This is a genomic window from Pseudomonas sp. 14P5.3.2 (assembly GCF_057799175.1).
In genome coordinates this window covers 150561-172842 of sequence record NZ_JBYOKU010000002.1, presented here as the reverse complement: position 1 = coordinate 172842, position 22282 = coordinate 150561, and the positions used below count along the sequence as shown (strand labels likewise).

The 22282-nt window shown below is 60.5% G+C and carries 23 protein-coding genes; 8 read left to right on the top strand and 15 right to left on the bottom strand.

The genetic code is table 11. From position 1 onward, the window contains the following. Positions 1 to 65: 65 nt before the first annotated feature. Positions 66 to 1253, top strand: coding sequence for a C17 cyclopropane fatty acid synthase CfaB (gene cfaB / locus AC27VU_RS02480; protein ID WP_003229726.1), 1188 nt, complete (start codon positions 66 to 68; stop codon positions 1251 to 1253). Positions 1254 to 1297: 44 nt separating this feature from the next. Here cfaB and cls read toward each other — a convergent pair whose 3' ends face one another. Further along, complete coding sequence (cls, locus tag AC27VU_RS02475; protein WP_103484022.1) at positions 1298 to 2737, bottom strand: cardiolipin synthase; 1440 nt, start codon at positions 2735 to 2737, stop codon at positions 1298 to 1300. Positions 2738 to 2868: 131 nt separating this feature from the next. On the opposite strand from cls, the gene AC27VU_RS02470 reads away from it, so the two are divergent. Continuing rightward, positions 2869 to 3387, top strand: coding sequence for a DUF3617 domain-containing protein (locus tag AC27VU_RS02470; protein WP_003229722.1), 519 nt, complete (start codon positions 2869 to 2871; stop codon positions 3385 to 3387). 94 nt (positions 3388 to 3481) lie between these two features. Here the strand turns inward: AC27VU_RS02470 and AC27VU_RS02465 are convergent, their stop codons facing one another. Genes AC27VU_RS02465 through folE2 form a run of 6 tightly spaced genes read right to left on the bottom strand, consistent with a single transcriptional unit; the run spans position 3482 to position 8688 of the window. After that, positions 3482 to 4813, bottom strand: a complete 1332-nt coding sequence (locus AC27VU_RS02465) for a dihydroorotase (RefSeq protein ID WP_488723331.1) — start codon at positions 4811 to 4813, stop codon at positions 3482 to 3484. A 3-nt stretch (positions 4814 to 4816) separates the two neighbouring features. After that, positions 4817 to 5377, bottom strand: a complete 561-nt coding sequence (locus tag AC27VU_RS02460; protein ID WP_473018483.1) for a gamma carbonic anhydrase family protein — start codon at positions 5375 to 5377, stop codon at positions 4817 to 4819. Then, on the bottom strand, positions 5374 to 6249 hold the full coding sequence (locus AC27VU_RS02455; protein WP_473018482.1) for a metal ABC transporter substrate-binding protein: 876 nt from the start codon (positions 6247 to 6249) through the stop codon (positions 5374 to 5376). The genes AC27VU_RS02460 and AC27VU_RS02455 overlap by 4 nt, the downstream gene beginning before the upstream one ends. Before the next feature lie 11 nt (positions 6250 to 6260). Further along, the gene (locus AC27VU_RS02450) at positions 6261 to 7127 is read right to left on the bottom strand and encodes a metal ABC transporter permease (protein ID WP_488723330.1); all 867 of its coding nucleotides are present in this window, start codon (positions 7125 to 7127) and stop codon (positions 6261 to 6263) included. Beyond that, a complete protein-coding gene (locus AC27VU_RS02445; protein WP_003229712.1) occupies positions 7127 to 7795 on the bottom strand; it encodes a metal ABC transporter ATP-binding protein in 669 nt (222 codons plus the stop codon). The genes AC27VU_RS02450 and AC27VU_RS02445 overlap by 1 nt, the downstream gene beginning before the upstream one ends. Next, positions 7792 to 8688 carry a GTP cyclohydrolase FolE2 gene (gene folE2, locus AC27VU_RS02440; RefSeq protein ID WP_488723329.1) on the bottom strand — a complete coding sequence of 299 codons (897 nt, stop codon included), beginning with the start codon at positions 8686 to 8688 and terminating at the stop codon, positions 7792 to 7794. The genes AC27VU_RS02445 and folE2 overlap by 4 nt, the downstream gene beginning before the upstream one ends. 84 nt (positions 8689 to 8772) lie before the next feature. Here folE2 and AC27VU_RS02435 point away from each other — a divergent pair, with 84 nt between their 5' ends. Next, positions 8773 to 9975 (top strand): N-acetylmuramoyl-L-alanine amidase, encoded by a 1203-nt coding sequence (locus tag AC27VU_RS02435; RefSeq protein ID WP_488723328.1) that lies wholly within the window; start codon positions 8773 to 8775, stop codon positions 9973 to 9975. On the opposite strand, the gene AC27VU_RS02430 is transcribed toward AC27VU_RS02435, so the two are convergent. Beyond that, positions 9972 to 10349: a hypothetical protein gene (locus AC27VU_RS02430; RefSeq protein ID WP_003229706.1), complete on the bottom strand. Its 378-nt coding sequence runs from the start codon at positions 10347 to 10349 to the stop codon at positions 9972 to 9974. The two genes, AC27VU_RS02435 and AC27VU_RS02430, sit on opposite strands and share 4 nt — an antisense overlap. 234 nt (positions 10350 to 10583) lie before the next feature. On the opposite strand from AC27VU_RS02430, the gene zigA reads away from it, so the two are divergent. Then, the gene (zigA, locus tag AC27VU_RS02425) at positions 10584 to 11789 is read left to right on the top strand and encodes a zinc metallochaperone GTPase ZigA (protein WP_488723327.1); all 1206 of its coding nucleotides are present in this window, start codon (positions 10584 to 10586) and stop codon (positions 11787 to 11789) included. Then, on the top strand, positions 11789 to 12439 hold the full coding sequence (locus AC27VU_RS02420; RefSeq protein ID WP_103522504.1) for a DUF1826 domain-containing protein: 651 nt from the start codon (positions 11789 to 11791) through the stop codon (positions 12437 to 12439). The genes zigA and AC27VU_RS02420 overlap by 1 nt, the downstream gene beginning before the upstream one ends. A 4-nt stretch (positions 12440 to 12443) precedes the next feature. Here AC27VU_RS02420 and AC27VU_RS02415 read toward each other — a convergent pair whose 3' ends face one another. Further along, positions 12444 to 12800 carry a hypothetical protein gene (locus tag AC27VU_RS02415; RefSeq protein WP_003229700.1) on the bottom strand — a complete coding sequence of 119 codons (357 nt, stop codon included), beginning with the start codon at positions 12798 to 12800 and terminating at the stop codon, positions 12444 to 12446. A gap of 28 nt (positions 12801 to 12828) precedes the next feature. On the opposite strand from AC27VU_RS02415, the gene AC27VU_RS02410 reads away from it, so the two are divergent. Then, positions 12829 to 13800: a CobW family GTP-binding protein gene (locus AC27VU_RS02410; protein WP_488723326.1), complete on the top strand. Its 972-nt coding sequence runs from the start codon at positions 12829 to 12831 to the stop codon at positions 13798 to 13800. Between the two features lies 1 nt (position 13801). Here AC27VU_RS02410 and AC27VU_RS02405 read toward each other — a convergent pair whose 3' ends face one another. After that, positions 13802 to 14215 (bottom strand): DUF3301 domain-containing protein, encoded by a 414-nt coding sequence (locus AC27VU_RS02405; protein ID WP_003229696.1) that lies wholly within the window; start codon positions 14213 to 14215, stop codon positions 13802 to 13804. A 117-nt stretch (positions 14216 to 14332) separates the two neighbouring features. Between AC27VU_RS02405 and pdxY the strand changes: the two genes are divergently transcribed. Further along, positions 14333 to 15205 carry a pyridoxal kinase PdxY gene (gene pdxY / locus AC27VU_RS02400; protein WP_003229694.1) on the top strand — a complete coding sequence of 291 codons (873 nt, stop codon included), beginning with the start codon at positions 14333 to 14335 and terminating at the stop codon, positions 15203 to 15205. Positions 15206 to 15340: 135 nt separating this feature from the next. On the opposite strand, the gene AC27VU_RS02395 is transcribed toward pdxY, so the two are convergent. Next, a complete protein-coding gene (locus AC27VU_RS02395; RefSeq protein ID WP_003229693.1) occupies positions 15341 to 15823 on the bottom strand; it encodes an acyl-CoA thioesterase in 483 nt (160 codons plus the stop codon). Between the two features lie 282 nt (positions 15824 to 16105). Here AC27VU_RS02395 and AC27VU_RS02390 point away from each other — a divergent pair, with 282 nt between their 5' ends. Further along, entirely contained in the window at positions 16106 to 17869 is a 1764-nt protein-coding gene (locus tag AC27VU_RS02390; protein WP_003229692.1) for a cation:proton antiporter, read from the top strand. Between the two features lie 21 nt (positions 17870 to 17890). Here AC27VU_RS02390 and AC27VU_RS02385 read toward each other — a convergent pair whose 3' ends face one another. The 4 genes from AC27VU_RS02385 to uvrD form a co-directional block, all read right to left on the bottom strand. Beyond that, a complete protein-coding gene (locus AC27VU_RS02385; protein WP_047596914.1) occupies positions 17891 to 18298 on the bottom strand; it encodes an SMI1/KNR4 family protein in 408 nt (135 codons plus the stop codon). Between the two features lie 137 nt (positions 18299 to 18435). After that, complete coding sequence (locus AC27VU_RS02380) at positions 18436 to 19311, bottom strand: Tim44 domain-containing protein (protein ID WP_003229688.1); 876 nt, start codon at positions 19309 to 19311, stop codon at positions 18436 to 18438. Positions 19312 to 19487: 176 nt separating this feature from the next. Beyond that, complete coding sequence (locus tag AC27VU_RS02375; protein ID WP_003229686.1) at positions 19488 to 19928, bottom strand: EamA family transporter; 441 nt, start codon at positions 19926 to 19928, stop codon at positions 19488 to 19490. A 141-nt stretch (positions 19929 to 20069) separates the two neighbouring features. After that, the gene (uvrD, locus tag AC27VU_RS02370; protein ID WP_003229685.1) at positions 20070 to 22253 is read right to left on the bottom strand and encodes a DNA helicase II; all 2184 of its coding nucleotides are present in this window, start codon (positions 22251 to 22253) and stop codon (positions 20070 to 20072) included. Between the last annotated feature and the right edge of the window lie 29 nt (positions 22254 to 22282).

Sequence of the window (22282 nt, the reverse complement as noted above, 5' to 3'; positions counted from 1 at the left end):
TAGCCTGCTATTTTTCAAGGATGGTCTACCCTCAGATCTGACGTCTGAAACAAGGGGGATTTTCCATGCTCGCGCAACTTCCACCAGCCTTACAGAATCTGCAGCTTCCGCTTCGCCTGCGGCTCTGGGACGGCCATGAATTCAATCTGGGTCCGGCGCCCAGCGTTACCATCGTGGTCAAGGACCCGCAGATGGTCAGCCAGCTCACGCATCCAAGTCTCGACGCGCTGGGGGCGGCGTTTGTCGAAGGCAAGCTTGAGCTGGAAGGCTCGATCAGCGAGGTCATCCGGGTCTGCGACGAATTGAGCAGCGCCTTGCTCAATGAGGACGACGATGCACAGCCTGTGCGCTCGGTGCACGACAAGGAAACCGACGCCAAGGCCATTTCCTATCACTACGACCTGTCCAACGCGTTCTACCAGTTGTGGCTGGACAGCGACATGGCGTATTCCTGCGCGTATTTCGAAACCGGCAGTGAAACCCTCGAACAGGCACAACAAGCCAAGTTCCGGCATCTGTGTCGCAAGCTACGTTTGCAGCCGGGCGATTACCTGCTGGATGTCGGTTGTGGCTGGGGCGGTCTGGCCCGTTACGCGGCGCGTGAATTCGGCGCCAAGGTGTTCGGCATCACCCTGAGCAAGGAACAGCTGGAACTGGCCCGCGAGCGCGTCAAGGCCGAGGGCCTGGAAGACCAGGTTGAACTGCAATTGCTCGACTATCGCGATCTGCCGCAGGACGGGCGTTTCGACAAGGTGGTCAGCGTCGGCATGTTCGAACACGTTGGCCACGCCAACCTCGCTGAGTACTGCAAGGTTCTGTTCGGCGCGGTGAAGGAGGGCGGTCTGGTGATGAACCACGGCATCACCGCCAAACACACCGACGGCCGTCCGGTAGGCCGCGGCGCCGGCGACTTCATCGAGAAATACGTGTTCCCCAACGGCGAGCTGCCGCACCTGGCGATGATCTCGGCCGAGATCAGTGAAGCCGGGCTGGAGATCGTCGACGTCGAAAGCCTGCGTTTGCACTACGCGCGCACACTCGACCATTGGAGCGAGCGCCTGGAGGACAACCTCGAAGCCGCCGGGAAACTGGTGCCGGATCAGGCGCTGCGCATCTGGCGGCTGTATCTGGCCGGGTGTGCTTACGCGTTCGCGCGTGGATGGATCAACCTGCACCAGATTCTCGCGGTGAAGGCGCATCCGGATGGCAGCCATGAACTGCCCTGGACTCGCGACGACATCTACCACCCTTGATGCCTGAACCATGCCCTCTCGCTCGGAGAGGGTGATGGGGCTTGCTAGAGAATCGGTGAAATGAGCCGGGCGATCCGCATGCCGAGCTGTTGCAGGCGGTGGACTTCCCGGCTCTCTTCTTTGGCGACTTCGTAAGCCTGCTCGAAGTCATCGTTGAGCATCTGTTCTACGCTGGCAGCGAACTCGCAGTCGACGGTCAACAGCATCACTTCGAAATTCAGCCGGAATGAGCGGTTGTCCAGATTGGCGCTGCCGATGGCGCTGATCTCGCTGTCGATCAACACCACTTTCTGATGCAGGAACCCCGGCTCGTAGCGGAACACCCGCACGCCGGCGCGCACCGCTTCGAACGCATAGAGGCTGGAAGCGGCGTAGACGATGCGGTGATCGGGGCGCGATGGCAGCAGCAGGCGCACATCGACGCCGCGCAGCACCGCCAGGCGCAACGCGGCGAAGACGGCCTCATCGGGAATGAAGTAAGGACTGGTGATCCACACCCGCTCGGTCGCGGCGTGGATCGCTTCGACGAAGAACAGCGAACAGGTTTCGTAGGCGTCGGCCGGGCCGCTTGCCAGCAACTGGCAGAGCACGCCGTCCTCCGGGTAAACGTCCGGCAGGATCAGCGGCGGCAACGTGCGCGCGGCCCAGAACCAATCCTCGGCAAACGACTCCTGCATGCAGGCCACCACCGGGCCGCGCACTTGCACGTGGGTGTCGCGCCATGGCGCCAGTGGCGGCTTCTCGCCCATGTATTCATCGCCGACGTTATGCCCGCCGACAAAGCCGAGTACGCCATCGACCACGACGATTTTGCGGTGGTTACGGAAATTTACCTGGAAGCGATTGAGCCAGCCGCTGCGCGTGGCGAAGGCTTTGACCTCGATACCGCCATCGCGCAGCGCCTGCACATAACTGTGGGGCAGGGCGTGGCTGCCGATCCGGTCGTAGAGCAGATGAATCGCCACGCCCTCAGCCGCTTTCTTCAGCAACAGATCGCGCAGGCGCTGCCCGAGGCGATCGTCATGGATGATGAAAAACTGGATCAGTACGGCTTCGCGCGCTTGATCGATTGCCTGGAAAATCGCCTCGAAGGTGGCGTGTCCATTCACCAGCAGCTGCACTTCGTTGTTTGCCAGGCACGGCATGCGCCCCAGCTTGGGCATGGCACGTAGGGAGGCATAGGCTTTCGACGCGCGGGCAGTGAGCGCTTCTTCCACCCACGGGCGCCAGTTCAGCTCGGATATCGCCTGGCGCATCTGTTCGTTGGCCTGACGGCGCGCCTTGATGTAACCGTCGAAAGTGCTGCGGCCGAACACCAGGTAGGGGATGAGGGTCAGATAAGGAATGAAAATAAGCGACAATGCCCAGGCGATCGAGCCTTGGGCGGTGCGTACCGTCAGCACTGCGTGGATCGCGGCGATCAAGCCGAGGCTATGTATAAGAGCGATCAGATAACCGAAAATGTGCGGTCCAAAATAATCCATGGGGCAACCTTGCTCCTGAAGATTCAATGCGTAACAGACCATGTTCCGAGGCGATTGTCGCTATTTAATTGGCGCATGAACCGAAGCAATCGGCCGGCGTCTAACGGCCACTACTGATCAGGAGTTTTTCGATGAACGTTCGTCTGCTGGGTTTGGCACTGGGCCTGGGTTTGGCAATGCCAGTGATTGCGCAGGCACAAATGCTGCAGCCGGGGCTATGGGAAATGACCTCGAGCAACGTCAAGGTCGATGACCAGCCAATGGATGTGCAGTCGATCCTCGGTCAGTTGCAAGGCCAGATGACGCCGCAACAGCGCGCGGCGCTGGAAAAGAACGGAATCAACATCGGTGGCAAGGGCATCCGCGCCTGCCTGACACCGCAGCAAGTGGCGACCAACGATATTCCGCTGGCCGATCCGCAGTCGGGTTGCAAACAGCAGATCACCGAGCGCACCGGTAATCAGTGGAAATTCCGCTTCAGTTGCCCGAAAGCGCAAGGCACCGGTGTCGCGACGTTTGTCAGTGATCGTGAGTTCACCACCGTGGCCAACGGCACGTTCAACGCCATCGGGATCAACCAGAAGGGCAGCCTGGAAACCCGCGCGGTGTGGTTGGGTCAGGATTGCGGCACGGTGAAGCCAAGAGCTTAAAAGCTTCGCGAGCAGGCTCGCTCCCACAGGGCCAGTGCGATTCCTTGTGGGAGCGAGCCTGCTCGCGAAGACGTCCTGTCAGACACCTGATCATTCAGCGCATAAACCGCAGCGGCAGGCCCTGACATCCTTCGTTAATGCGCTGCTCGCGCCAGGCAATCTGCCCCGACACCAACGTCGTATTCACCCGATAGCGGAAAGTCTTGTCAGCAAACGGCGTCCACCCGCACCGCGACAGAATCGGTTGCCGCGACACCTCCAGAGCCGCTGGCTCAACCAGCACCAGATCCGCCCAATACCCCTCCCGCAAATAACCTCGATCCGGAATCGCAAACAGATCCGCCACCCGATGGCTGGTCTTCGCCACCAGCGTGGTGATCGGCAGCACGCCATCGGCCACCAGCTCCAGTAGCGCCGGCAAAGCGTGTTGCACCAGCGGCAAACCGGACGGCGCCTCGGCATATGGGCGCTGTTTTTCCGCCCAGGTATGTGGCGCGTGATCGCTGCCGATCACGTCCAGTCGATTGCTCAGCAGCGCCGCGCGCAAGGCATCGCGGTCGGCTCGGGTCTTGATCGCCGGGTTGCATTTGATCAGGTTGCCGAGGGCTGGATAGTCGCTTTCATCGAACAGCAGGTGATGCAGGCAGACTTCAGCAGTGATGTGTTTTTGCGCGAGTGGTTTGTCTTCGAACAACGCCAGCTCGCGGGCGGTGGTCAGGTGTAAAACGTGCAGGCGGGTGCCGTGACGTCTGGCCAGTTCCACCGCCAGTGAAGAAGAGCGGTAGCAAGGCTCGGCATCGCGAATCAAGGCATGGATATTGGCCGGCAGGTGCTCTCCCAGGCGCGCACGCAGTCGGACTGCATTGGCCTCGATGCTCGGCGTGTGTTCACAGTGGGCCAGCAGAATCGTCGGCACTTCGGCGAACAGGCGCTCGAGAACCTTGGGATCATCCACCAGCAGATTGCCGGTGGAGGCGCCCATGAACACTTTGACCCCGGCGACTTCGCAGGGGTTGAGCGCGGCGACGGTGTCGAGGTTGTCCCGGCTCACACCGAAGTGAAAGCCGTAGTTGGCCACGGAGTTGATCGCCGCCCGACGCTTTTTATCCGTCAGCGCTTCGAGGGTGAGGGTGGCCGGTTGGGTGTTGGGCATGTCCATGAAACTGGTGATGCCGCCCGCCACCGCCGCTCGAGATTCGGTGTGAATGCAGCCCTTGTCCGGCGCCCCCAGTTCGCGAAAATGCACTTGGTCATCGATCATCCCCGGCAACAGCCATTGGCCGTTGGCGTCGATTTCCACCCGCGCAGTTTCACCGTCGATGCTGCGCGCAATCTTGACGATGCGGCCATGGCTGACCAACAGATCGCCGTCGAACTCGCGTCCTTCGTTGACCAGTCTGGCGTTGCGAATCAGCACGCTGCTCATGGTTCAGAACTCGTTCTGCAAGGCTTTGTAACCGCGCACCAGATCGACGTTGGTGCGTGCCACGTCTTCGGAAAACTCCGAGGCGCTGACACTCACCGGCGGAAACTGCGAGAGGTCGGTGTTGGGGCCGATGCGGGTAGTGGAGGGCACGTAGAACGCGGCCGGCAAATCGCGGCCATCGACCACCGAGTTGTGCCGCACCACGCAGCCATCACCGACCACGCAATTGAACAACACACTGTTGAAGCCGATGAACACGCGGTCGCCAACCACGCACGGACCGTGCACGATCGAGCGGTGAGCGATCGAGCTGAACTCACCGATGGTCACTGCCGCGCCGGATTTGGAGTGGATCACCACGCCGTCCTGAATATTCGAATTGGCACCGATGGTGATCGGCTCCATCGTGCCCGAAGCATCGACTTCGTCGGCGCGGATCACCGCGTAGGGGCCGACGAAAACGTTCTCGCCGATGATCACCTTGCCGCAGATGATCGCGGTTTTGTCGACGTAGGCTGACTCGGCAATTTGCGGCAGATCGCCTGAAGGATTCTTGCGGATCATGGCTGGCTCAATGCGTCGTAAAGGGTGTTGAGGTTGTATTCGAACAGCCCGGTAAAGGTGCTGGCCGGGCCGCTGGCCGCGAGGGCATCGGAGTACAACGTACCGCCGATATGTGCGCCGCTTTCATCGGCGATCTGCTTGAGCAGGCGCGCGTCCTTGATGTTTTCCATGAACACCGCTTTGACCCTGGCCTGACGGATCTGGGTAATCAACGCGGCGACTTCGGCGGCCGATGGCTCGCGTTCGGTGGACAGACCTTGCGGCGCCATGAAGTCGATGCCGTAGGCCTGACCGAGATAACCGAAGGCATCGTGGCTGGTGACGATCTTGCGGTTGCCCGGCGGCAGTGAACCGAGCTTGGCCTTGGCTTCGGCGAGCAGGGCGTAGATCTGTTTCAGATAGGCCTGGCTGTTGCGCTGGTAGTCGGCCTTGTTCGCCGGATCGGCGGCGATCAGCGCCTTGGTGATGTTGGCGATGTACAACTCGGTGTTCGCCAGATTGTGCCAGGCGTGCGGGTCGGGAACGCTCTCGCCGTCTTCATCCAGCGAGCGTGGAATCACGCCGTGACTGGCACTGATGACTGGGGCTTTGGTCTCGGTGCTGGTCACCAGGCGATCGAGCCATGGTTCGAAACCGAGGCCGTTCTTGATGATCAGCCTGGCCTTGAGCAGCGCTTTGGCGTCATCGGGCGTCGGTTCATACGTGTGGGCATCGGCGTCCGGGCCGACCATGTTGGTGATCTGAATATGCTCGCCCCCCACCTGATGAACCATGTCGGCAAGGATGCTGAAGCTGGTGACCACTGGCAATTTTTCCGCCGCCGACAACGACATCGACAGCATCAGGCTGAACAACACGAGTAGAGCACGCATCGGAAAACACCTCATTGGGATGTGAGCAAAGGCGGGCGGCGCAGCAAACCGTGCACCGGTCCGAACACCACGGACAGCAGATAACCGATGCCGGCGACCAGCACGATCGCCGGACCGCTCGGCAGCGAGTAGTAGAACGAGATCAACAATCCGCACCCCACCGAGAGGCAGCCGATCAGCGCCGAGATGACAATCAGGCTCGGCAGGCGCCGACTCCAGAATCGTGAAGCGGCGGCGGGCAGCATCATCAGACCCACCACCATCAAGGCGCCGATGGCCTGGAAACCGATCACCAGATTGAGCACCACCAAGGTCAGGAACACGCCGTGGGCGAGTGGACCGAGACGGCTGACGGTTTGCAGGAATAGCGGATCGAGGGTGTCCAGCAGCAGCGGTTTGTAGATCAGAGTCATGGCGATCAGGCTCAGCCCCGACACCCACAACATGCCGTTGAGGGTCGGACCGTCGACGGCGAGTGCCGAGCCGAACAGCAAGTGCAACAGGTCGAGACGCTTGCCGGCGATGCCTAGAATCAACACGCCGCTGGCGAGCGAGATCGGATAGATCGCGGCGAGGCTGGCGTCTTCGCGCAGACCGGTGCGACGGGTGATCCAGGCGGCGAGACCGGCCATGCCCAGGCCGGCGCCGAGGCCGCCGAGTGTCAGTGCCGGCAGACTCAGACCGGCGAACCAGAAGCCCAGCGCCGCACCGGGGAGGATGCCGTGGGCGACGGCGTCACCGATCAGGCTCATGCGCCGCAGGATCAGAAACACGCCAAGCGGAGCCGTGCTGCAGGCCAGTACCACACCGCCGAGCAGTGCGCGGCGCATGAACACGAACTCGTTGAACGGTTGCCAGAGGTGGCTGACGGTGAGCATCAGGCCACCTGCGTGTTGGGTGTTTGCTGGATCAGTTCGGCACTGGGGCCGAACACGCACTGACGATTTTTGATCAGCAATGTCTGCGGGATGTGTTGGCGTACCGCGGCGAGGTCGTGGCAGACCACCAGCAGTGTTCGCCCTTCGGCATGCCAGGCGTGGAGGTGTTGCCAGAGTAACTGCTGGCCCAGCTCATCGAGGGCAGCGTGGGGTTCGTCGAGGAGTAGTAACGGAGCGTCGGTCAGACTCAAACGGGCGAGCAGCGCGCGTTGCAATTCGCCGCCGGAAAGGGCCATCAGCGGACGCTTTTCCAATCCGCTCAAGTGCCAGTTTTCCAGTGCGCTGGCGAGTCGTTGCGCGCGCAGTTGCGTCGACAATCGGCGGCCCCAGAAACCCGCGGCCACCAGTTCTTCGAGGCTGATGGGGAACTGTCGGTCGAGGTGTTGCTGTTGCGGCAGGAACGCCAAGCCGCCCTGACGTGGAACACCCAGTGCGACTTTTCCGGATAAAGGCTTCTGCAATCCGGCGATGACTTTGAGCAGGCTGCTTTTACCGCAGCCGTTGGCGCCGATGATGGCGCTGAGACTGCCGTGTTCCAGCGAGAGCGTCAGTGGCGAAGTCAGTGGTTGGCCGGGTGCGCCCCAAGTCAGGGTTTGGCAACGGATCATGCGAGTTCTCGGTGCCAGTGGCTTTCGGCGACAGCGTCGTGGGCGTGCAGGCTTTCGGCGTGGATTACCCGCAGGTGGAAACCACTGACGCCGGGGGAGCGGCGCAGGGCCAGATTGAGTCGTCGCGCGGCGTCTTCGCAGAACATCAGGTTTTGCCCATTGGCCAGAGCGAAGGCTTGTTCGTCGGCGCGTTTCACGGCGGTTTGTACGGCGGTGCCGAGTGCCGCTTCGGCATCATTGATGATGACGCTCAGGGGTAGCTCGTCGATGAACTCGTCCAGATGCATATGCAGTTGCGCGGTGCTGCGTTGGCTGTGCGGGGTGGCGACAATGCCTTGGCTCGATCCAAGCCAGGCCAACACTTCGGCATGTTGCAGTGGCTTGTTGGCGAAATCTTCGATGAATTGCTGCTGAATCAACTGCCGCGCCAACGCTGCTGAGCAGGGGCAAGTTGAGGAGTAAGGCACTTCGATTTTCAGTTCCACGTGGAACACTTTGCTTTTCAGGCTGGCGCAAATGCTCACTGGATAGCTCTTCCAACCGGCCAGAGGGCTGACTAACGCAGGCCTTTTCAGCAGTACTTCGCAATGGATGTTCAGGTAGGCGCTGTCGGATAAACCTTCGTGACTGACCAGAAAATCATCGAGTACCTCGCGCAATAAGGCGGGAGAGAGGTTGTGCCGTTCAAGCGCCGCCAGCGCCAGATACAGCCGCGACATGTGAATACCGCGCGCCTCGCCATCCTCGAGACTGACGCCTGCATCTGCTTTTGCGCTCAGACGTTGGCCTTCCAACAGAACAGGCAGAGCGATACCGTACATGCCCACCCAATCAAGCGGTAACGCCTGGCGAGCGACTTGAGTCGCTATATCCGGAAGTGTCAGCGAATTCATGTTCGGAACCATCGTGTTGATTGAATTGGATGTTACATTATAACAATTCAAATCACGATAGCTTTTTCATGAACGGGCTTTCATATGCACAGACGTCATCTGCTCAATCTGCTGCTGGCCAGTACGGCCTTGGCTTTCCCCTTCAGTGTCTCGGCTACACAGATTCGCAATGCGCGGCTCTGGCGTTCGGATGAAAAGCTGCGATTGGTGTTCGACCTGAGCGGTCCGGTGCGCTACAAAACTTTCTCCCTGAGCGCTCCAGAACGCCTGATCATTGACCTTTCAGGGGCGAGTTTGAGCGGTGATTTCAGCCAGTTGCTGCTTGCCGATACCGCCATTCGCTCCATTCGATCAGGTCACTTTGGTCAGGGTGATACACGGATTGTTCTCGACCTGAACCATCCAGTGCTGTTGAACAGCTTCCTTTTGGCGCCCGAAGATGGCCAAGGACACCGCTTGGTGCTTGATCTGGTGAACGCCAAACAGGCATCAAGTGCGGCAATGGTTCCACGTGAAACACCCTCGAATAAGACTCACCCCAAGCGCGACATCATCGTCGTCGTTGACCCCGGGCACGGCGGAAAAGACCCGGGCGCGGTTGGTGCCAAAGGTGAACGGGAAAAAGATGTGGTGCTGTCCATCGCCCAGTTGCTCGCCAAACGGCTGAAGAGGGAGAAAGGCTTCGACGTGAAACTGGTGCGCAATGATGATTTCTTCGTACCACTTCGCAAACGGGTGGATATAGCGCGCCAGCACAAGGCCGACATGTTTATCTCAGTGCATGCCGATGCGGCGCCACGTCTGACGGCGTCGGGAGCGTCTGTGTATTGCCTGTCTGAGGGTGGCGCGACGTCTGCGACTGCGCGCTTCATGGCGCAGCGGGAGAATGGCGCGGATCTGCTCGGTGCGACCAGTCTGCTCAACCTCAAGGACAAGGATCCGATGCTCGCCGGAGTGATCCTCGATATGTCGATGAACGCCACCATCGCCGCCAGTCTGCAACTCGGCAGCACCGTTCTCGGCAGTCTGGCAGGTATTACCACGCTGCATCAGAAGCGCGTGGAACAGGCAGGATTTGCCGTGTTGAAGTCGCCGGACGTGCCGTCGATTCTGGTGGAAACCGGCTTCATTTCCAACGCCCGAGACAGTCAGCGACTGATCACGCCTCGGCATCAGCAAGCCGTGGCGAATGGCTTGTTCGAAGGGCTACAGCGTTACTTTCAGAAGAATCCACCAGTCGACAGCTATATCGCCTGGCAGCAGGAGCAGCAAAACGCGCAGGTTTAGCAGCCAGTGATCCGGCTGCAGGTGAACTTCGCGCTACTGCCGCCAGAGCTGGAAAAACGATTGATCGTCGTCCAGCCGACGCGACGGGTGTAGCCCACCCAGGCTTCCCCGTCAGAGGCGATCCCGGTAAAGAACGTCAGTTGGCCGAAACGGCTGTTGGTCTGCGCCCAGTAGCGGTTGCCGTCCTTTTCAAAGCCCCGCAGATAAATTGTGCTGCCCACCGTGTTCACGCTGTAGGCATTGCCTTGCGCGTCGATGCAGGCCAGCAGATTGGCGCTGTGTGTGCAGTTGGCGAGTGCGGGAATTTGCCCCCAGGCGTCGGCCCCCGACAGCAACGCGAGACTCAGCAGCGAGCATTTCAAAGCAGTTTTCATCTCGGTTCCCAATGGGCAGATTGCGTGCAGCTTCCTGCGCTTTATCGGTTTGGGCAAGCGCGGGGCTGGCTTATTCATATTGTTATACTATAACATCAATTTGAATTGAGTCTGAGTTCGCCGATTTCAAGCGTCTGCTTCTACCAGATCGCTGTTTTGAAGCCATAGAACGCGGTGCGCTACGCCAAACCAGGCCAACGTGCACATCGGCCACCATCTGATGAGGATTATCCAATGTCATCTCCGCTTCCCGTGACCGTTCTTTCGGGCTTTCTCGGTGCCGGAAAAAGTACACTTTTAAATTACGTACTACGTAATCGAGAAGGCTTGCGCGTTGCTGTTATCGTTAACGATATGAGCGAGATCAATATTGATGGTAGCGAAGTTCAGCGCGATGTCAGCTTGAACCGTGCTGAAGAAAAACTGGTGGAGATGAGTAACGGTTGTATCTGCTGTACGTTACGCGAGGACCTGCTCGAAGAAGTCAGCAAGCTCGCCCGCGAAGGACGATTCGATTACCTGCTCATCGAATCTACCGGTATTTCCGAGCCGCTACCGGTCGCCGAAACGTTCACCTTCCGTGACGAGCAGGGCCAGAGCCTCGCCGACGTCGCGCGCCTCGACACCATGGTGACGGTAGTCGACGGCGTGAATTTCCTCCTCGACTATCAGGCCGCCGAGAGTCTGGCTTCCCGAGGCGAGACCCTGGGCGATGAAGACGAGCGCTCGATCACCGATCTGCTGATCGAACAAATCGAGTTCGCCGACGTACTGCTGATCAGCAAAATCGACCTCATCAGCCGCCAGGAGCGCGAAGAGCTGATGGCAATCCTCAAGCGTCTCAATGCCCAGGCGGAGATCATTGCAATGGTGATGGGCGAGGTGCCGCTGGAGAAAATCCTCAACACGGGCCGATTCGACTTCGAGAAAGCCGCTCAGGCCCCGGGCTGGTTGCAGGAATTGCGCGGTGAGCACGTGCCGGAAACCACGGAATACGGCATCGCCTCGACGGCCTACCGCGCATGCCGCCCGTTCCATCCGCAGCGCTTCTTCAACTTCATCGATCGTCCATGGCCGAACGGCAAACTGCTGCGCTCCAAAGGCTTCTTCTGGCTCGCCAGCAAACCCTCCGACGCAGGCAGTTGGTCGCAGGCCGGCGGTTTGATGCGCCATGGTTTCGCAGGCCGCTGGTGGCGTTTCGTACCGAAAAACCAATGGCCGCAGGATCAGGAAAGTACCGCAGCGATCATGGAAAACTGGACGCCGAGCGTCGGAGATTGTCGTCAGGAGCTGGTATTCATCGGCCAGAACATCGACTTCGTACAGCTCAAGTCGGAGCTCGATGCCTGCCTGCTGACTGACGAGGAAATGGCCATTGGCGTAGACGGTTGGCGCCGGCTGCCGGATCCGTTCGGCCCTTGGCACGAAGAGGCCGCCTGATGCTTGCGCTCAAGTTGCAGCAAAACCGGGCGCGCCATCAGCATCAGGGAGCGACGCCGAAAACGCTGACGCGAATCCTTGAAGACGACGTCAATCTTGCGGTCTGGCAGCGTCAACTGCCGCTGCACATCGCCGATTTTGCAGAATTGCTGCTGTCGCTCAACGAGCCTCTGGCGGAATCGCTGTGCATCGAACTGCCGGATGAAGACGCCGATCCTGATCTGAAAGGATTGGCCGCCGGATTCCGTGATTTGCAAGGCTACGAAGCCTTCATCGCTGACCTGCAATGGCTGGTGAGTGCCTTCGCCTGTCTGCTGGGGGCACGGCGTATCGGTTTGCGCCTGCGGGTGTTGGATAAAGCCATGTGCCCACGTTTCCATGTCGATCATGTGCCGGTGCGCTTGATCACAACCTTTGCGGGGATTGGCAGCCAGTGGCTCAAGGAAGGCGTGATGGATCGCGAGCAACTGGGCCAGGCCAACGCCGAGCCACAGGGCATGAGCCAAATCCAGCAACTCAAACGGGGTGATGTGGCGCTATTGAAGGGCGAGAAGTGGCTCGGCAATGAAGGCTTTGGCCTGATTCATCGCTCCCCGCAACCGGCGCCGGGTGAGCGACGGCTGCTGCTGACCCTCGACTGGCTCGGCTGACAGCTCAAGGCTTGAGCCACTGGCCCTGGCTTTGGCCTTCGCAGTACGGCTGCAAATACGCCGCGTCGGAGGCGACACCGTAATAGTGGATATCCTGGCGATAGGGCATATTGGCGACTTGCGCGTTGCTGCACACGCCGAACGCGCCGCTCGGGCATTGATCGACGTACTGCACCTCGACTTTCTGCCCGGCCAGCGTCGGTTGGCAGAAGCCGTCGCTGAACAGTTTCTCGGGAATACTGCGGTTTTGCTGGCAGACTTTAACGTCAAGTCGCTCACCCTGGCTGTGCACCACGCAGGCCTGGGCCCAGGCTTCGCTCGACAGCAGCATCAACAGCAACGACCATCCCATCCAACGCATGCCCAATCCCCTCAGAAAACTCCCAGTCATGTTGCAGAACATTCCTACCCATGTCATCGCCGGCCCTTTGGGCGCCGGCAAGACCAGCCTGATTCGCCAGCTCATGGCCCAGCGGCCGGAAGGCGAGCGCTGGGCGGTGCTGATCAATGAGTTCGGCCAGATCGGCCTCGATGCCGCGTTGCTGACCCGCGCCGCCGATGGTATCGCACTGGGCGAGGTCGCCGGAGGGTGTCTGTGTTGCGTGAATGGTGCGCCGTTTCAAATCGGCCTCGGCCGTTTGCTGCGCAAGGCCCGGCCGGATCGGCTGTTCATTGAGCCGTCCGGGCTGGGCCATCCGGCGCAGTTGCTCAAGCAATTAAGCGAAGCGCCGTGGCTTGGTGTACTGGCGGTACAGCCCTGTGTGTCAGTGCTGGATGCCCAGGCGCTGGCAGCCGGGAAAGCGCTGCCGCCCGCTCAGCAGGAGGCTTTGGCCAACGCCGGTCTGCTGTTACTGAACAAGGCAGAAAGTCTGAATGAGGCTGCTCGGCAGACCATTGCCGAGCGTTTGCCGGCAGTCAAACTGATCTGGACGCAGCAGGCGCAACTGCCTTTACGCGAGTTGCCGGGTGTGGCGGCGCAAGCAATGGCAGGTGTGGATAACCTCATCGTGCCGCAGGGATTGGCGTCGATTCCGGCGATCTGGAGCGATCCGGCCGTGCCGATCTGCCTGAGTCAGGCACAGGAGGGCGGTTGGAGCATTGGTTGGCGCTGGCACCCGGGACAGACGTTCGATACGCAACGCTTGAGCCAATGGCTGCAAAGCCTGGACTGGCGGCGGGCCAAACTGGTTATCCACAGCGCACAGGGTTGGGTTTCAGCCAATGCCCTGGATAACGCTGAACTGAATTGGCAACCCAGCGAGTGGCGCCGGGATTCACGTATCGAGCTGATCTTTGCCGATGCGCAAAATGTCGATAATTTGCAGGCAGGCCTGGCGCAATGCCGGGTTCAGGCGGGTTAGCTCAAGGCTTCCACTTGTTGTGATCCTGACGCCACTGGCTCAGCTCGATCACTTCGGCCCGTGGGCGGGTGACCTCGACCACGGGTGGCGTGTCGTCGAACGGTGCCGGGTAGGGCGCCAATTCGATCGAAGCGCTGTGTGCGCCAAACTGGGTGATGGTGCCGTTGTGCCGGGTTTCGCCGGTCACGGTGAACTCGAAGTTGTAGACCCGGGCCAGGCGCCGCCGGCCGCTGGCATCCTTGATCAAACCGATTTTTTTCAACGCGACGTTACCGTCCAGCAGTTCGACGCCGACATTGATGCAATGCTGCTTGACCCGTTCCAGCGCCCGCTCGCGCAAGCCGTGGTTGTGCCAAAGCCATGCGCCGGCAGCGGCGAACAGCATCAGCACGAAGATGTTTTCGAGGGTCAGCATCAACAGGAAACTCCAAAAGATAAGCTCAGCTTAACTGCGTCGCCGGTCTGTCGTACAGGCTGTGTTTCGTCGCATACTGCGCGGCTTGAATTTCAATCGTTTTACGGAATAACCCGAATGAAACGTACGCCTCATCTGCTCGCCATTCAGTCCCATGTGGTCTTCGGCCATGCCGGCAACAGCGCCGCGGTTTTTCCGATGCAGCGGGTCGGGGTGAATGTCTGGCCGCTCAACACCGTGCAGTTTTCCAACCACACCCAGTACGGGCAGTGGGCCGGTGAAGTGCTGTCGCCGCACCAGATCCCCGAACTGGTCGAAGGCATTGCCGCCATTGGCGAGCTGGGCAACTGCGACGCCGTGCTTTCCGGTTATCTGGGCAGCGCGGCGCAGGGCCGGGCGATTCTCAGTGGTGTCGAGCGCATCAAATCGGTCAATCCGAAGGCGTTGTACCTGTGCGACCCGGTAATGGGCCATCCGGAGAAAGGCTGCAGTGTGCCGACCGAAGTCAGCGATTTCCTGCTGGAAGAAGCGGCAGCCGTGGCGGACATCATGTGCCCGAACCAGCTGGAGCTGGACAGCTTCTCCGGGCGCAAGCCGCAGTCCTTGTTCGATTGCCTGGGGATGGCCCGGGCACTGCTGGCACGCGGCCCGAAAGCGGTGCTGGTCAAACACCTGGATTATCCGGGCAAACCGGCGGACGGTTTCGAGATGTTGTTGGTGACCGCCGACGAAAGCTGGCACCTGCGCCGTCCGCTGCTGGCGTTTCCGCGTCAACCGGTGGGTGTGGGCGATCTGACGTCCGGTTTGTTCCTGGCACGGGTGCTGCTCGGTGACAGTCTGGTGGCGGCGTTTGAATTCACTGCAGCGGCGGTGCATGAAGTGCTGCTGGAAACCCAGGCGTGTGCCAGTTACGAGCTGCAACTGGTGCGGGCGCAGGACCGGATCGCGCATCCTCGGGTGAAGTTCGAGGCTACCGCGATCAGTCTGTAAGACCGCGTTACACCCATTCGCGAGCAAGCCCGCTCCCACCTTCGACCGCGTTCTCATGGGCGGACTGCGATTGAAGGTGGGAGCGGGCTTGCTCGCAACGGCTATCTATAAAGCAACATCATTCCAAAGGATCGATCAGGCGTCGCCCTTGATCTCCTGATAGCGCTTCTCCAGCTCCTGACGAATCTGCCGGCGCTGCTGGGCCTGCATGTAGCGACGCTTGTCTTCGCTGTTCTGCGGTTGCAGTGGCGGTACGGCGGCAGGTTTGCGCTGGTCATCCACCGCGACCATGGTGAAGAAGCAGCTATTGGTGTGGCGTACCGAGCGCTCGCGGATGTTCTCGGTCACCACTTTGATGCCGACCTCCATCGAGGTGTTGCCGGTGTAGTTGACCGACGCAAGGAAGGTCACCAGTTCGCCGACATGGATCGGCTCGCGGAAAATCACCTGATCCACCGACAGCGTTACCACGTAGCGGCCGGCATAGCGGCTCGCGCAGGCGTAGGCCACTTCGTCGAGGTATTTGAGCAGGGTACCGCCGTGGACATTGCCAGAGAAGTTGGCCATGTCGGGGGTCATCAATACCGTCATCGACAGTTGGGCGTTTCCGGGTTCCATAACGTTCTCACGGATCAAGGCTGGATGGCTGGACGCACCTCTGCGGGTGCCTGGTGGCTTTTTCAAAAGCACCGTTATCGGGACGCCAGACGAGTGGCTGCCGTCACGCCGCGACCGATCTGTTTCCTTATATTGCACCGCCTTCCAGCCGGAAGTCGCGGTGTTAACCTGCAAAAGGCCCTGCCCAAGGGCAATTCCCACACGAAAAGCGGATTTTTACCCAGCTCGCTCAGACCTTTCTGATGTCTGACGGCGGGTCACGTCATACAAGGAGCCCACACCATGCATGCCATCAGCTTTATTCAGGACCTGGCAGTGATCATGTTGGTCGCAGGTGTGGTCACCGTGCTGTTTCACCGCTTCAAGCAGCCGGTGGTGCTCGGCTACATCGTCGCCGGTTTCATCATCGGCCCGCACACGCCGCCGTTTGGCCTGATCCACGACGAAGAAACCATCAAGACCCTCGCCGAACTGGGGGTGATTTTCCTGATGTTCTGCCTCGGGCTGGAATTCAGCCTGCGCAAGTTGTTCAAGGTTGGCGCCACGGCGTTTATCGCGGCGTTTCTCGAAATCGTCCTGATGATCTGGATCGGCTACGAGATCGGTCGCTGGTTCGACTGGAACACCATGGATTCACTGTTCCTCGGCGCGATCCTCGCCATCTCCTCGACCACCATCATCGTCAAGGCGCTCAACGACCTGAAGATGAAGAACGAGCGCTTTGCGCAGCTGATCTTCGGTGTACTGATCGTCGAGGACATCCTCGGCATCGGCATCATCGCCTTGCTGTCGAGTATCGCGGTCAGCGGCACGGTCAGCTCCGGCGAAGTGTTCTCCACGGTCGGCAAGCTGTCGCTGTTCATGATCGTTGCGCTGGTGGTCGGCATTCTGCTGGTGCCGCGTCTGTTGGCTTATGTCGCCAAATTCGAAAGCAACGAGATGCTGCTGATCACCGTGCTTGGTCTGTGTTTCGGTTTCTGCCTGCTGGTGGTCAAGCTCGAATACAGCATGGTGCTCGGCGCCTTCCTGATCGGCGCGATCATGGCCGAGTCGCGGCAACTGCTGAAGATCGAACGGCTGATCGAGCCGGTACGCGACCTGTTCAGTGCAATCTTCTTCGTCGCCATCGGCCTGATGCTCGATCCTATGATCCTGCTGCAATACGCGTGGCCGATTGCAGTCATTACCGTGGCGGTGGTGCTCGGCAAGATGTTGTCCTGCGGCCTCGGGGCGTTTATCGCCGGCAATGACGGACGAACCTCACTGCGCGTGGGGATGGGGCTGTCACAGATTGGCGAATTTTCCTTCATCATCGCCGCGCTCGGGATGACGCTGCAGGTCACCAGCAACTTTCTGTATCCAGTGGCCGTGGCGGTGTCGGTGATCACCACGCTGCTGACGCCGTACCTGATTCGCGCGGCCGACCCGTTGTCGATCAAGCTCTCGGCGGCGGTGCCCAAGCGTTTGGGCCGGGTGTTCGGCATGTATGGCGAATGGCTGCGCAGCATTCAGCCGCAAGGCGAGGGCGCGATGCTGGCGGCGATGATCCGGCGGATCCTGTTGCAGGTCGGGGTCAATCTGGCGCTGGTGATCGCGATCTTCTTCAGCGGCGCGTTCTTTGCCGGACGGCTGTCGGTGTGGATGCAGGACTGGATCGGTGATCCGAGCTGGCAGAAGGCGTTGATCTGGGGCGGTGCGCTGCTGCTGTCACTGCCATTCCTGATCGCGGCGTATCGCAAGCTCAAGGCGCTTTCGATGCTGCTGGCGGAAATGGGCGTGAAGCCGGAGATGGCCGGGCGTCACACGCAGCGAGTGCGTCGGGTGATCTCCGAAGTGATCCCGATCCTCTCGCTGCTGGTGATCTTCCTGCTGTTGGCAGCCTTGTCGGCCAGTATCCTGCCGACCAACAAGTTGCTGGTGCTGGTCGCCGTGGTCGCGGCCGCCGTGGCGGCGCTGCTCTGGCGCTGGTTCATCCGCGTACACACGCGGATGCAGGTGGCCCTGCTGGAAACCCTCGACAACCACAAGGAGTCGTCGGGGCACTGACCGGCCCGGGCATCTGGCGAATCAGCTCTCCAGCCAGACGTCCCGCGCCCAGTGCCACACCGATTCCCAGGATTCTTCGGTGATCAGCTCTTCTTCGCCGGACCACAGCACTACGGTGCCGTCTTCTTCGACGCAGTAGTAGTTGTCGCCGTCCTGGCAGATCGGGATCAGGTCGCGCGGTACGCCGATGTCCCAGGCGTTGGCCGCCACGTCCGGCAGATAGGTGTGCGATTGCGGGTCGGTGACGGTCACCGGCTCGAGGCTGCCGTACACCACGTCACTGACGGTCAGCAGAAACTCTTTGAAGACGAACGGGATGTTGATGAAGAGTTCTTCTTCGATTTCTACCAATTGGTCTTCGTCGGGCAATTCCAGGGGAACCGGTACGGGTTCGTTGGCTTCGCGCAGTTGTTCGATGATTTCTTCCACGTCCGGGATCCTCTTGCTTGAATGGCGCGGTTTATATGGGCCGGTTTATACAGTAGCTCGCTATAGATGCAACCGTGAAATAGAAAACCCCGGCCGAGGCCGGGGTTTTTATTACCACATGCGTAACGCGATGGGGATCAGCCGTTCTGGCGGATACCGGCCACCAGCCAAGGCTGGTTTTCGCCTTGTGGGCGTTCCATGTTCCAGCTTTCGCTGAACACTTCGCCCTGGTCGAAACGCGAGGTCTTCGACACACCGCTGAAGGTCAGGGTGGCGATGGTCTTGTCGGCGCGATCATCCACGCCGTCCAGCTGAACCTGCAGGTTTTCGATGTAAGTCGACTGGAAGCCGTCGCCCAGATCCGCACGCTCACGCTTGAGGAAGTCGAGCATCTGCGGGGTCACGAACTCGGCGATCTTGTCCATTTCGTTGGCGTCCCAGTGCTGCTGCAGCGCCTGGAAATGGCTGCGCGCGGCGGCAAGGAAGTTCTGCTCGTTGAACCAGGCTGGTGCGTTGATCACCGGACGAGCGGCAACCGGTGCGGCCGAACCACCGAAGATCGAACCCATGGCAGCAGGTTTCTGCTCGAATACTTCACGCTGCATCGGCGCGCCGGCCGGAGCCAGGTGCTCCTGCTGCTTGCGTCGACGAGCGGCGATGAAGCGGAAGATCACGAACGCGATCACGGCCATGATCAGGATGTCGAAGATCTGCATGCCCTGGAAGCCGCCGCCCATGAACATGGAAGCGAGCAGGCCACCGGCGGCGATACCGGCCAGAGGGCCGAGCCATTTCGAAGCGCCGCCAGCCTTGGCAGCGGCACCGGCAGCGCCGGCAGCACCAGCGGTCGCTGCTGCGCCGCCCATGCCTGGGGAAGAAGGAGCCATCTGGCTGGTCTGGTGCGTCGGCGCAGCGCCGGCGCTTTTGCCACCACCAAAGCGCTTGGCGTTGGCGTCGAGGCTCATCGTCAGGCCGATGCACAACGCCATGGCGATGCTAAGAAAACGTTTCATAAAGGGAATTCCCGTTTGTGGAGACACGCGCGCCATGTTGCACAGCTGAAGTGTTACTGGCTAGCGAGAGAGTGTTTCGGGCTTTTGCCTGACAGGTTATGTTCAGCTCCGTCGAAGCAATAAGGCCATGTACTTTTGTCTGTAGGAAAATGGGATAGGTTCAGCGGGAAACTTGCTTATCGACGCAATGCCAGCAGCACCACACCGGCGGTGATCAGGCCGATGCCGCCCCATTGGCGCAAGTCGAGTTTCTCGCCCAGCAGGATCACGCCGAGCACCGCCACCAGTACCACGCTGAGTTTGTCCACTGGCGCAACCAGCGAGGCCGGGCCGACTTTCAGCGCGCGGAAGTAGCACAGCCACGACGCGCCGGTACCCAGGCCGGACAACAGCAGGAACAGATAGCTCTTGGCGGAAATCGATCCCAATGACTGATATTGGCCCGTCGCGTACAAAATCAAGGCCAGACTGACCAGGACCACGATGGTGCGCAGCAGGGTGGCGAAGTCGGAATTGACGTTTTCGATGCCGATCTTGGCGAAGATCGCCGTCAGCGCGGCGAAAGTCGCCGAGAGCAGGGCCCAGAATGTCCAGGAAGAAAAGAAGCCTGAGCCCATGGAAATGTCCTTGTTAGATCATCCAACGCCGACCCCTGTGGGAGCGAGCCTGCTCGCGAAAGCCACACTGCGGTTTATCAGATCAACCACGGTGATGTCATTCGCGAGCAGGCTCGCTCCCACAGAAAAGCGAAACCGGCGTCAGATGGCTTCCAGCTTCGCGTACCCGAGCATCAGCCACTTGCTGCCTTCGCTGAAGTTCACCTGCACCCGCGCCTGCGCGCCGGCGCCTTCGAAGTTGAGGATCACGCCGTCGCCGAAGATCGAGTGACGCACCGCCTGACCCAGGCTGAAGCCGGTTTCCGGAATCTCGCTGCCGCTGAACAGGTTGCTGCCGCTCATCGACTGGTTGCCGCCGAACGGTCGGCTGACGCTGTTCGACAGGCGTACTTCCTGAATCAGACCCTTCGGCACTTCACGGACGAAACGCGAGACCTTGTTGTAGGTTTCGCTGCCGTACAGGCGTCGGGTTTCAGCATAGGTCATCACCAGGTTCTGCATGGCGCGGGTGATGCCGACGTAGGCCAGGCGACGTTCTTCTTCAAGACGACCCGGTTCTTCCAGGCTCATCTTGTGCGGAAACAGGCCTTCTTCCATGCCCACCAGGAACACGTAAGGGAATTCCAGGCCCTTGGCGCTGTGCAGGGTCATCAATTGAATGCTGTCTTCGTGTTCGTCGGCCTGAGTGTCGCCGGCTTCCAGCGAAGCGTGGCCAAGGAACGCCGCCAGCGGCGTCAGCTCTTCGTCTTCTTCGGTGTTCTCGAAGTTGCGCGCGGCGCTGACCAGCTCCTCAAGGTTTTCTACCCGGGCCTGGCCTTTCTCGCCTTTTTCCGCTTCGTGATAGGCGATCAGCCCCGATTGCTCGATGACGGTCTGGGTCATCAGATGCAGCGGCATCTCCATGCACTTGGCGGCAAGGTTCTCGATCAGCTCGATAAACGCACCCAAGGCGCCGGCAGCACGACCGGTCAGGCCTTTATTGGCGACCAGTTGGCGCATCGCTTCCCACATCGACACATCGCTGTGGCGTGCATGGTCGCGGATCGCTTCGACGGTTTTCTCGCCAATACCACGGGCCGGGACGTTGATCACCCGCTCCAGTGCGGCATCGTTGCCACGGCCTTCGAGCAGGCGCAGGTAGGCCATGGCGTTCTTGATTTCCGCGCGTTCGAAAAAGCGCTGGCCGCCATAGATGCGGTACGGAATGCGCTCGCGCAGCAAGGCTTCTTCCAAAACGCGCGATTGGGCGTTGGAGCGGTAGAGAATCGCGATGTCGCTGCGGGCCAGGCCGGTTTTCAGCGCGCTTTCGATGGTTTCGACAACGTAGCGCGCTTCGTCGTGTTCGTTGAACGCGGCGTACAGGTTGATCGCTTCGCCGTCGCCGCCGTCGGTCCACAGCTCTTTGCCGAGACGCCCGGTGTTGTTCGCGATCAAGGCGTTGGCGGCCTTGAGGATGCCGGCAGTGGAGCGATAGTTCTGCTCCAGACGAATGGTTACCGAATCCGGGAAGTCCGACGAGTACTGATGGATGTTCTCGATTTTCGCTCCGCGCCAGCCGTAGATCGACTGGTCGTCGTCGCCGACCACCATCAGGCTGTCACCGCCCTTGCCGAGCAGACGCAACCAGGCGTACTGCACGGCGTTAGTGTCCTGGAACTCGTCGACGAGGATATGGCGGAAGCGCTTCTGATAGTGCGCCAGCAGGCCCGGATGGTCGCGCCACAGGTCGAGCGCGCGCAGCAGCAGTTCGGAGAAGTCGATCACGCCGGCGCGCTGGCAGGCCGCCTCGTAGGCCTCATAGATGCCGCGCATGGTCGCCAGGTACAAGTCGCCGCTGGCCTGAATGTGTTGCGGACGCAGACCTTCGTCTTTCTGCCCGTTGATGAACCACTGTGCCTGACGGGCCGGCCAGCGCTGTTCGTCCAGCCCCAGCTCGCGGATCACCCGCTTGACCAGTCGCTGCTGGTCGTCGCTGTCGAGAATCTGGAAGGTCTGGCTCAAGCCCGCTTCCTGCCAGTGCGCGCGCAGCAAGCGGTGCGCCAGGCCGTGGAAGGTGCCGACCCACATGCCGGCCGGGTTGATACCCAGCAACTGCTCGATGCGATGACGCATCTCGGCAGCGGCCTTGTTGGTGAAGGTCACCGACAGAATGGAGTGGGGCGAGGCGTTTTCGACCTGGATCAACCAGGCGATACGGTGCACCAGCACTCGGGTTTTACCGGAGCCGGCACCGGCCAGGACCAACTGACGGCCAACGGGGGCTGCTACGGCCTGGCGTTGGGCATCGTTGAGGGAGTTCAGCAGAAGGGAGAGATCATCGCGCATCGGGGCATTCTAGGGTGCGCCGCAGGCCC

Coding starts and splice junctions, on each gene's coding strand:
- cfaB (WP_003229726.1), top strand. CDS start 66: ATGCTCGCGCAACTTCCACCAGCCTTACAGAATCTGCAGCTTCCGCTT.
- cls (WP_103484022.1), bottom strand. CDS start 2,737: ATGGATTATTTTGGACCGCACATTTTCGGTTATCTGATCGCTCTTATA.
- AC27VU_RS02470 (WP_003229722.1), top strand. CDS start 2,869: ATGAACGTTCGTCTGCTGGGTTTGGCACTGGGCCTGGGTTTGGCAATG.
- AC27VU_RS02465 (WP_488723331.1), bottom strand. CDS start 4,813: ATGAGCAGCGTGCTGATTCGCAACGCCAGACTGGTCAACGAAGGACGC.
- AC27VU_RS02460 (WP_473018483.1), bottom strand. CDS start 5,377: ATGATCCGCAAGAATCCTTCAGGCGATCTGCCGCAAATTGCCGAGTCA.
- AC27VU_RS02455 (WP_473018482.1), bottom strand. CDS start 6,249: ATGCGTGCTCTACTCGTGTTGTTCAGCCTGATGCTGTCGATGTCGTTG.
- AC27VU_RS02450 (WP_488723330.1), bottom strand. CDS start 7,127: ATGCTCACCGTCAGCCACCTCTGGCAACCGTTCAACGAGTTCGTGTTC.
- AC27VU_RS02445 (WP_003229712.1), bottom strand. CDS start 7,795: ATGATCCGTTGCCAAACCCTGACTTGGGGCGCACCCGGCCAACCACTG.
- folE2 (WP_488723329.1), bottom strand. CDS start 8,688: ATGAATTCGCTGACACTTCCGGATATAGCGACTCAAGTCGCTCGCCAG.
- AC27VU_RS02435 (WP_488723328.1), top strand. CDS start 8,773: ATGCACAGACGTCATCTGCTCAATCTGCTGCTGGCCAGTACGGCCTTG.
- AC27VU_RS02430 (WP_003229706.1), bottom strand. CDS start 10,349: ATGAAAACTGCTTTGAAATGCTCGCTGCTGAGTCTCGCGTTGCTGTCG.
- zigA (WP_488723327.1), top strand. CDS start 10,584: ATGTCATCTCCGCTTCCCGTGACCGTTCTTTCGGGCTTTCTCGGTGCC.
- AC27VU_RS02420 (WP_103522504.1), top strand. CDS start 11,789: ATGCTTGCGCTCAAGTTGCAGCAAAACCGGGCGCGCCATCAGCATCAG.
- AC27VU_RS02415 (WP_003229700.1), bottom strand. CDS start 12,800: ATGCGTTGGATGGGATGGTCGTTGCTGTTGATGCTGCTGTCGAGCGAA.
- AC27VU_RS02410 (WP_488723326.1), top strand. CDS start 12,829: ATGTTGCAGAACATTCCTACCCATGTCATCGCCGGCCCTTTGGGCGCC.
- AC27VU_RS02405 (WP_003229696.1), bottom strand. CDS start 14,215: ATGCTGACCCTCGAAAACATCTTCGTGCTGATGCTGTTCGCCGCTGCC.
- pdxY (WP_003229694.1), top strand. CDS start 14,333: ATGAAACGTACGCCTCATCTGCTCGCCATTCAGTCCCATGTGGTCTTC.
- AC27VU_RS02395 (WP_003229693.1), bottom strand. CDS start 15,823: ATGGAACCCGGAAACGCCCAACTGTCGATGACGGTATTGATGACCCCC.
- AC27VU_RS02390 (WP_003229692.1), top strand. CDS start 16,106: ATGCATGCCATCAGCTTTATTCAGGACCTGGCAGTGATCATGTTGGTC.
- AC27VU_RS02380 (WP_003229688.1), bottom strand. CDS start 19,311: ATGAAACGTTTTCTTAGCATCGCCATGGCGTTGTGCATCGGCCTGACG.
- AC27VU_RS02375 (WP_003229686.1), bottom strand. CDS start 19,928: ATGGGCTCAGGCTTCTTTTCTTCCTGGACATTCTGGGCCCTGCTCTCG.
- uvrD (WP_003229685.1), bottom strand. CDS start 22,253: ATGCGCGATGATCTCTCCCTTCTGCTGAACTCCCTCAACGATGCCCAA.